The following is an 8,889-nucleotide window of genomic DNA, read 5'->3' as shown; positions in this document are numbered from 1 at the left end:
GCAGCACGCCGGTCGCCACCGGCAGCGGCGCCGTGGGCGGGGACTGCGGCGGCGCCTCGACCCGCCGGTGGACGGCCGTCGGGTCCGAGCCCTGGCGGGCGAGCCACTCCAGCAGCTGGTCGACCGTCGGCCGCTCCCCGGGCTCCGGCGAGAGCGCCGACTCCAGCACGATCCGCAGCGACACGTCGACACCGGTCAGGTCGTGCTCGCCGCGCCGGGTGCGATCCATGACCGCCATCGCGGGGCCCTTGCCGTAGGGAGCGTGCCCGGTGGCGGCGTACGCGAGGGTGGCCGCCCACCCGAAGACGTCGACGGACTCCGTGGGCTCCTCGCCGTGGATCACCTCGGGCGCGAGGTAGCCCGGCGTCCCGAGGATCCAGCCGGTCTGGGTGAGGTGGCTGTCCTCGGCCATCCGGGCGAGCCCGAAGTCGATGAGCACCGGCGTGCGGCCCTCCAGCACGACGTTGGACGGCTTGACGTCGCGATGCAGCACCCCGGCCTCGTGCACCGCGCGGATCCCGGCGAGCAGCCCGCGGCCGAGCCAGAGCAGGTCGTCCCCGCCGATGGGGCCCTCCTCGGAGACGACCTGGTGCAGCGAGCGTCCCGGGACATAGCGGGTGACGACGTACGGCGTCGGGCCCCACGGATCGGCGTCGAGGATCTCCGCCACCCACCGGGAGCGCACCCGCTGCAGCGTGCTGACCTCGCGCGCCAGCCGCTCGCGTGCCTCGCGGTCGCCGATCACCTGGGGACGGAGGACCTTGACGGCGACGATCCCGCCGCCATTGCCGCCGGCCCTGCTCGTCGCGCGGTAGACGACACCCATCCCGCCCTCGCCGAGCTGCGCGAGTAGGTTGTAGGCGCCGACGGTCGGGAACGCTGGGTCCCTGGGCGCCGTCGTCACGCGTCGAGGGTAACCAACCTCGGGCGAGAGTCGCGGGAGGAGCGGAGTCCACGATGAGGCAGACCGTGGCGATCGTCGGCGGCGGGGCGAGCGGCGTGCTCGCGGCGACCAACCTGCTGGCGCGATGCTCCGACGCCGAGCTCTCGGTCGTCATCTTCGAGGCCAGCGGGATCGTCGGGCGTGGCATCGCCTACGGCACCACCGACCAGCGCCACCTGCTCAACGTCCGCGCCCGCCACATGAGCGCCTTCCCCGACCGGCCGGGCGACCTGCTCGACTGGTCGCTGCGCACCGGGCGCAACCAGGACCCCCAGGGCTTCCTGTCGCGCGCCGACTTCGCGATCTACCTCCAGGACCGGCTCGGCGAGGTCGCCGACGACCGGCTGCAGATCCGCGCGGGGCGGGTGCTCGACGTCGTACGCCGGGAGGCCGACGGCTTCGACGTGGCGACCGCCCGGACGACGACCCGCGCCGACCACGTGATCCTCGCCTACGGCAACCTCGCGCCGCGGCCGCTCGCGGTCGACGGCGAGCCGCTGCCCGACGCCGCCTGGCTCTTCGACAACCCGTGGGACCTCGGCCGGCTGCGCCGGCTGCCCGCGGACGCCCACGTGCTCATCGTCGGCACCGGCCTCACCTCGATCGACACCGCGATCACACTGCTCGAGGAGGGCCCCAACCGGCACGTCACGATGGTCAGCCGCAACGGCGTGCTGCCCAAGGCGCACGCCGGGCAGCAGCACACCGCCTGGGTGACGAAGGTGCCCGAGGGGCCGCTCACCGCCGACCTGCTGGCCGAGACGATGGTCGCCGAGATCGAGGCGGCCCGCGCCGTCGACGTGAGCTGGCGCGCGGTGGTCGACGGGATCCGGCCCGCGACCAACGACCTGTGGCGGCGGCTCCCGCACGAGGAGCGGGTGCGGTTCCTTGAGGTCCACCGCCGGGAGTGGGAGATCCGCCGCCACCGGATGGCTCGCGAGATCGCCGACCGGGTGGACCGCTACCGCCGTGAGGGACGGCTGTCGATCCGTCCCGGGACGCTCGTGGCGGTCTCCGACGCCGCCACGGTCGCGGACGTCGTACTCGCTCCGGGGGAGGCGCCCCAGCACTTCCACGCCGTCGTCAACTGCACCGGCCCGCTCACCGACGTCACCGGCAGCGACGACCCGCTGCTGCACGCCCTGCTCCGCCGCGGGCTGATCGCCCCCGACCCCCTGCGCCTCGGCATCCTCAGCACCGACGACGGCGAGCTGCTGGACGCCTCCGGCGAGGTCGTCGAGGGCCTGTACGCCGTCGGCCCCCCACGCAAGGGCACCCTCTGGGAGTCGACCGCCATCCCCGAGATCCGCACCCAGGCCGCCCAGATCGCCGCCCGCATCGCCGGCTGACGGGGGGGTGGAGTCCCCGGTTAACCGGGGACTGGGGAACTTCTCGGGGGGCGTGCCGGCCGAGAAGTTCCCTTTTCGCCGGTTAACCGGGGACTTTCACCGCTATGCGAACTGGCGGGTCCAGCCGAAGGTGTCCTCGGAGCGGCCGAACTGGAGGTCGACGAGGGCGGCGCGGAGTGCCGTCGTGACCGGGCCGCCGGGCTCGGGCGTCGCGATCGACTCGGTCGCCGAGACCAGCTCGCCGACGGGCGTGATGACCGCGGCGGTGCCGCACGCGAACACCTCCGAGATCTCGCCGGAGGCGACACCGTCGCGCCACTCCGACAGCGGGATCTGGCGCTCTTCGACGGTGAGTCCCTGCTTGCCGGCGAGCTCGATCAGCGAGGCGCGGGTGACGCCCTCGAGGATGGTGCCGCTGGTGGCGGGGGTGACCAGGCGCCCGTCGCGGTAGACGAAGAAGATGTTCATCCCGCCGAGCTCCTCCAGATAGCGACCCTCGGAGGCGTCGAGGAACATCACCTGGTCGCAGCCCTGGGCGTAGGCCTCGGCCTGCGGCGCGAGCGACGAGGCGTAGTTGCCGCCGGTCTTGGCCGCGCCCATGCCACCCCGGCCGGCGCGGGTGAAGGACTCCGAGAGCCACAGCCGGACGGGCTTCACGCCGCCCTTGAAGTAGGACCCGGCCGGCGAGGCGATGACCATGAAGGTGACGTGCTGGGCCGGGCGGACGCCGAGGAAGGACTCCGAGGCGAACATGAAGGGCCGGAGGTAGAGCGACTTCTCCTCGCCCTCGCGCGCCTCGGGCACCCAGCGCTCGTCGATCCTGACCAGCGCGGCGACGGCCTGGACGAAGTCCTCGGTCTCGAGCACGGGGAAGGCGAGGCGGGCCGAGGAGCGCGCCATCCGGGCGGCGTTGGCCTCGGGCCGGAAGCCCCAGACGGTGCCGTCGGGATGCCGGTAGGCCTTGAGCCCCTCGAAGGTCTCCTGGGCGTAGTGCAGCACCGAGCAGGCCGGGTCGAGCGAGAGCGGGCCGTAGGGCTCGATCCGGGCGTTGTGCCAGCCGGCCTCCGGCGTCCACTCGACGGTGAGCATGTGATCGGTGAAGTGGCTGCCGAACCCGGGGTCGGCGAGGATCGCGGCGACCTCCTCGTCGGTCTTCGGCGAGGGGTTGGGCGTGGTGGTGATGTCGAGGGTCATCGGGAGAGCCTTTCTGCGATCGCGTCGCCGACCTCGGACGTCGTACGCCGGAGGCTGCCGTTCTCGGTGAGGTCGGCCAGGACGGCTTCGTCGATGGCCTTCGCTGCGTCGGGGTGCCCCAGGTGCTCGAGCAGCAGGGCGCCGGAGAGGATCGCGGCGGTCGGGTTGGCGATCTGCTGCCCGGCGATGTCGGGGGCGGAGCCGTGGACCGGCTCGAACATGCTCGGGAAGGTGCCGGCGGCGTTGATGTTGCCGCTGGCCGCGAGGCCGATGCCCCCGGTGATGGCGCCGGCGAGGTCGGTGATGATGTCGCCGAAGAGGTTGTCGGTGACGATCACGTCGAACCGCTGCGGGTCGGTGGTCAGGTAGATCATGACCGCGTCGATGTGGCTGTAGTCGACCGCGACCTCGGGGAACTCGCGGCCGACCTCCTGGACCAGGCGCCACCAGATCGACCCGGCGTTGACCAGCACATTGGTCTTGTGGACGAGCGTCAGCCTCTTGCGGGGCCGGGCCTGCGCCCGGGCGAAGGCGTCGCGGATCACCCGCTCCGCGCCGTACGCCGTGTTGACGCTGACCTCGGTCGCGATCTCGTGCGGGGTGCCGACGCGCAGAGCGCCGCCGTTGCCGGTGTAGGAGCCCTCGGTGCCCTCGCGGACGACGACGAAGTCGATCTCGCCCTTGCCGAGGACCGCGTCGCTCAGCGGCGAAACGGCGCCCGGCAGCAGGCGCGACGGACGCAGATTGACGTAGTGGTCGAGCTCGAAGCGGAGCGTGAGCAGCAGGCCGCGCTCCAGCAGGCCGGGCGGCAGGTCGGGGTCGTTGGGCTTGCCGCCGATCGCGCCGAGCAGGATGGCGTCGTAGCCCTTGATCTCCTCCAGGACCGCCGGCGGCAGCACCTCGCCGGTGCGGAGATAGTGCTCCGCACCGAGCTCGTAGGTGGTCCGCTCGAGCTTCACCGGCGAGGCGACGTCGAGCACCTTGAGCGCCTCCGCGGTCACCTCGGGACCGATGCCGTCGCCGGGGATGACGGCGAGATTGACGGTGCCGGAGTTGCCGGTCGCGGTGCTGGTCGCAGGGCTGGTCACAGGATCCGACTTTAGTTGTCGTCGGGACGCGCGTCGCCGTCGGCCCCGAAGGCGTGAGACAGGGCGGCGTCGACGGTGTTCTCGACGCTGAAGGGGTTCTCCGGGTCGTGACTGCTGGGACCCCACTCGAGGATGCGGGTCAGGGACTTCATGGGCATGGCTTCTCCGAACGATGGAAGGAGGGTGAGAAGCCGGGAGTCCCGGTGGATCGCTAGATCCGGGGGGAGCGCAAGGGCCACGCCGCGAACGGGGTGGCCTCTCAGATCAGATGTTCTGGGCCCCGCCGCGGCGCGTTACTACCTGAATGAGGAGAAGCGCTCGCATGATGACAGGCAGGCTAGCACGGATCGCTCGCGTGAAAGGATGCCTTCATGGAAGAGGCCCAGTCATGAGCGCGCCGCCCGAGCTTCCCGAGATCGTCACCCGCGCCTTCGACGTCGCCCGCCGGGCGGGCTTCGTGTCGTTCTGCCGCAACGAGACCGGGCGGCTGCTCGCTACCCTGGCCGGGACGCGGTCGGGCACGATGGCCGAGTTCGGCACCGGGACAGGGGTCGGGACCGCCTGGCTGCGCTCCGGCGTACGCCGTGAGGACACGCTGATCCTCACCGCGGAGGTCAACCAGGAGCTGGCCCATGCGGCGTCCGCGATGTTCGCCGGCGATCCGCAGGTGGAGGTGCTCGCCGCGGACTGGGCGACGCTGGCCGACCGGGGCCCGTTCTCGCTGCTCTTCCTCGACTCCGGCATCCCCGACGAGGTGACGCCGGAGAAGATCATCGACCTCGTCGAGCCGGGCGGGATCGTGGTGCTCGACGACTTCCTCCCGAGCGAGACCTGGCCGCCGGTGGCCTACGGCCGGGTGGACTGGCTGCGCGAGCTGTGGCTCACCGACGAGTCCTTCACGGCCGTGGACGTGATGGTGGCCTCGGACGCCTCGGTCCTCGTCGCCACCCGCCGCTGACCGTCCCGGCGACACGCCCGCCACGATTGCGCATTTGTGCGAAGGCGCGCCGACGGCACCGGCAACACGCCGTACAGAATCGTGCATTTGTACGACGACGCCGGCTGCCCGCCGGCTGGGGCTCAGGCGAAGAGGGCCTCGCCGATGTAGTGGCCCGGCTCGGGGGCGGGCGGGATGGCGAAGAGGCCGGAGCCGACGTGGCGGATGTACTCGTTGAGCAGGTCGGAGCCGCCGAGCCGGGTCTGCAACGTGATGAACTGCTGCGGTTCGCGCTGGTAGCTGATGAACAGCAGGCCGGCGTCGAGCTGGCCGTTCTCGTTGATGCCGTCGGTGAAGTTGTAGCCCCGCCGCAGGATGCGTACGCCGTCGTTGTTCTCGTGCGCGGCGAGCGCGATGTGGGCGGCGGGGTCGATCACGGGAGCGCCGTCCGCCGTGGCGTCGAAGTCCGGGGTGTCGAACTCCGACCGGCCCGTCAGAGGCGCACCCTCGACCTTGGTCCGCCCGAAGGTCGTGTGCTGCGTGGTGATCGTGGTGGCGTCCCAGATCTCGATGTCCATGTCGATCTTGCGGGCCACCTGGTAGGTGCCCCCGACCATCCACGCGGGCTCGAGCAGGTCGGAGGCCTCCTCGGGCTCGGGGATCCAGACGAACTCGTCGAAGTCCTCCGCCGACTTCACGTTGCGGGTGCCGTCCTTGTAGCCCATCAGGTTGCGGGGCGTGACCTGCCCGCGGCCGGCGGAGGCGCGGCCGAAGCCGAGGACGGTCCACTTCGTGGTGACCGTGCCCCGCGCCATCCGGGCGAGGTCGCGGATCGCGTGGTAGGCGACCTGGGGGTCGTCGGCGCACGCCTGGAGCGAGAGGTCCCCGCCGGTCAGCTCCGGCTTGAGCTGGTCGCTCGGCAGGGTCGGCAGCGGCTCGAGGTGGGCCGGGCGCTGGTCGGCCAGGCCGAAGCGCTCGTCGAAGAACCCCGGCCCGAGGCCGAGCGTGACGGTGAGCGACGCCGGCGCCAGGTCGTAGGCCTCCCCCGTGTCCGGCGCGACCCCGTCGGCGCGGGTCGGCTCGACCGCGCCGACGGTGCGGCCCTTCATCAGCTGGGCGATGCCGGCCGACCAGCGGGCCAGCAGCACCTGGAGGTCCTGCGTCGTCGAGCCGTCGACCAGGTCGAAGGTCATGAAGACCGTGTGCCGCTGCGGCGGCGTCTCGATCCCGACCTGGTGACCCCCGGTGTAGAAGTCGTACGACGTGCTCAGGTCGATCCGGTCCCCGCCCAGGTCCTCGGGGACCTCCCCGGACTGCGCGGTCTCCGCGGAGGCGTGGCCGGCCGCGAAGCCGACCGCCGCGCCGATGGCGGCGACGCCCACGCCGGAGCCTGCGACCAGGCTCCGGCGTGAGATCCCAGATCGTTCACCCATGGGACCAGTCTCAGGCCGTGGCGACCTTCTCCGCCAAACGGGACAGGGAGTCCTGCAGCGCCTGGACGGTCTGGCTGAGCTTGCTGGCGTCGGTCTTCTTCACCTCGGCGGTGTAGAGCTTGTAGCCGCCCAGCGCGCTCGGGTCCTTGTAGGTTTCGAGCAGCGTGTTGACCGCCTCGAAGCGGGCCGTGATGGTGTCCACCAGCGTGGCGTCGATCTCGGTGAGGCCCGCGCGCAGCGCCTCGAACGCCTGCTGGGCGCCCTCGACGTTGCCCGCGAAGTCGACGAGGTCGATGTGGCTGAACGCCTCCTCCTCGCCGGAGATCTTGTTGGCCTGGACCTCCTCGAGGAGGCCGGCGGCGCCGTTGGCGAGGTCCTCGGGCTTGTAGGTGAGGGACGTCGACAGCTCGGCCAGCTTCTCGACGTTGGTCGTCAGGTCGGCGGCGTACTGCTTGGTCTGGTCGGTGATCTCCTTCGCCTGGAAGAGGTCCCGCTCGACGGCGTGGAAGCCGCTCCACCCGACGGCCGGGTCCTCGTTGGAGGCCCGCATGTCGATGAGGTAGTCGAGGTTGCCGTGGTTGTCGGTCGGGTCGAAGCCGTCCATGACGAAGCCGTCGACGTCGGACTCGATCTTCTCGTAGAACGGGCGCGCCTCGGCGTACGCCTTCTGCGCGGCGGTGAGGTCGCCGGCGTCGATCGCGCTCTGGAGGGACTTCACACCCGTGACCATGCCGTCGAGCTGCGTGGTGACGTAGGAGGCGTAGTCGGTCGCGCCCTGCTGGAGGAGCTGGGCGGCGGTGCCGGTCGGGCTGGCCGACGCCTCGCCGGTGACGGTGAAGTCGATCTTCTCCTCGGTCGCGCCCGGGCAGTAGATCGTGTAGTCGCCGCCGCCGAGGGTGAGCGTGAGCGTGGCGGACGGGAGGCCGGGAGCGAGGGACTCCTTCTCGCCGATGATCTTCTCGCCGGAGAGGACCTCGAACTCGGTGATGCCGGTCGCGGACTCGTTGGTCACCTCGAAGGTCACCGGGCCGGCCTTGGCGGTGGTGTCGCTGAGCTGGCACTCGTCGCCGTCGGTGCCGCTGACGAGCTTGACCGCGATCTGCGAGGCGCCGCTGCCGGAGTCGCTGCTGCCGTCGGTGGCGGTGCCGTCCGAGTCGCTGCCGCAGGCGGCGAGAGCGGTGGCGGCGAGCGCGGCGGTCGCCGCGAGGAGGCTGGTCCGGCGGAGGCCGGCGGCCCGCGTCATCGTGAAGCGTGTCGTCATGAGCGGTGATGGGTCCCTTCGAGGAGGTCGGCCGCCGAGGTCGGCGGTCGCGTGGGTGATGCGGAGCGGTGGCGGGCGGCCTGCACGAGCAGGCCGACGGCCAGGAGCAGCAGGGCCACGGGGACCCAGTGCTTCCACAGGGCCCGGGAGTGGGCCGAGGAGTCGACGGAGGCCAGCGTGGAGCGGACGGCGTCGACGTACGCGTCCGAGAGCTGCCAGCCGTCGACGGTCAGCACCCGGGGCGTGGTGAGGCCGCCGCCGGAGTAGGTGAGCAGGAGGGTGCCGCCGAGAGCGGCGTCGACGAGCCCGCCGTCGCGGGTGAGGACGGTGAGCTCGGTCTCGTCGGTCCACGCCGCGGTGAACGGGCCCTTGGCCGCGGCCACCGACAGCCCGCTCGGGATCCGCCCGCCGTTGACGTCGAGCAGGTCCTGCAGGTCGATCGTCGTCGGCAGGTCGCCCATGACCGCGGTCGCGGTCCAGCGGGTGTCCGCGCCGTGGTCGGTGGTCGCGGCACGGTCGGTGAGGGCGAGGGTGTGGTTGTCCCGCTCGAGGGCCGCGCGCTCGCCGTTGCCGGTGATCGAGAGCGAGACGGTCGCGCCGGTCGTGTCCGGCGCCTCCGTCGCGAGCCGCGCGCTCGGCATGGGGACCGCGAGCAGGAGCGCGACCGCGGCGACGGCCGCCACG

The 8,889-nt window shown here is 71.9% G+C and carries 8 protein-coding genes and 1 pseudogene; 2 read left to right on the top strand and 7 right to left on the bottom strand.

The genetic code is table 11. The features are described from left to right. Window positions 1-904 (bottom strand): serine/threonine-protein kinase (locus tag QM572_RS11705; RefSeq protein ID WP_415093259.1); only part of this gene is annotated, 904 nt, incomplete at its 3' end. Between the two features lie 53 nt (window positions 905-957). Between QM572_RS11705 and QM572_RS11700 the strand changes: the two genes are divergently transcribed. Further along, on the top strand, window positions 958-2,292 hold the full coding sequence (locus tag QM572_RS11700; protein ID WP_415093257.1) for an FAD/NAD(P)-binding protein: 1,335 nt from the start codon (window positions 958-960) through the stop codon (window positions 2,290-2,292). Window positions 2,293-2,394: 102 nt separating this feature from the next. On the opposite strand, the gene QM572_RS11695 is transcribed toward QM572_RS11700, so the two are convergent. From QM572_RS11695 to QM572_RS11685, 3 genes are read right to left on the bottom strand one after another with little or no spacing between them, the layout of a single operon-like run. Continuing rightward, window positions 2,395-3,486: a branched-chain amino acid aminotransferase gene (locus tag QM572_RS11695; RefSeq protein ID WP_415093255.1), complete on the bottom strand. Its 1,092-nt coding sequence runs from the start codon at window positions 3,484-3,486 to the stop codon at window positions 2,395-2,397. After that, window positions 3,483-4,574 (bottom strand): 3-isopropylmalate dehydrogenase, encoded by a 1,092-nt coding sequence (locus QM572_RS11690; protein WP_415093253.1) that lies wholly within the window; start codon window positions 4,572-4,574, stop codon window positions 3,483-3,485. Before QM572_RS11690 ends, QM572_RS11695 begins: the two co-directional genes overlap by 4 nt. An 11-nt stretch (window positions 4,575-4,585) precedes the next feature. Beyond that, entirely contained in the window at window positions 4,586-4,726 is a 141-nt protein-coding gene (locus tag QM572_RS11685; protein ID WP_415093251.1) for a hypothetical protein, read from the bottom strand. 236 nt (window positions 4,727-4,962) lie between these two features. On the opposite strand from QM572_RS11685, the gene QM572_RS11680 reads away from it, so the two are divergent. Beyond that, on the top strand, window positions 4,963-5,532 hold the full coding sequence (locus tag QM572_RS11680) for an O-methyltransferase (protein WP_415093249.1): 570 nt from the start codon (window positions 4,963-4,965) through the stop codon (window positions 5,530-5,532). Between the two features lie 122 nt (window positions 5,533-5,654). Here QM572_RS11680 and efeB read toward each other — a convergent pair whose 3' ends face one another. The 3 genes and pseudogenes from efeB to QM572_RS11665 form a co-directional block, all read right to left on the bottom strand. Beyond that, window positions 5,655-6,944, bottom strand: coding sequence for an iron uptake transporter deferrochelatase/peroxidase subunit (efeB, locus tag QM572_RS11675; protein ID WP_415093247.1), 1,290 nt, complete (start codon window positions 6,942-6,944; stop codon window positions 5,655-5,657). 10 nt (window positions 6,945-6,954) lie between these two features. After that, window positions 6,955-8,205, bottom strand: coding sequence for an iron uptake system protein EfeO (gene efeO, locus QM572_RS11670; RefSeq protein WP_415093245.1), 1,251 nt, complete (start codon window positions 8,203-8,205; stop codon window positions 6,955-6,957). Further along, window positions 8,202-8,889 (bottom strand): annotated as a pseudogene (locus QM572_RS11665) (ferrous iron transporter); the annotation flags it as partial. The pseudogene QM572_RS11665 and the gene efeO, both read right to left, overlap by 4 nt.

It is taken from the genome of Nocardioides sp., from assembly GCF_047607365.1.
In the GTDB taxonomy this organism is placed as follows: domain Bacteria; phylum Actinomycetota; class Actinomycetes; order Propionibacteriales; family Nocardioidaceae; genus Nocardioides.
This window is presented reverse-complemented; position numbering and strand designations above follow the sequence as displayed.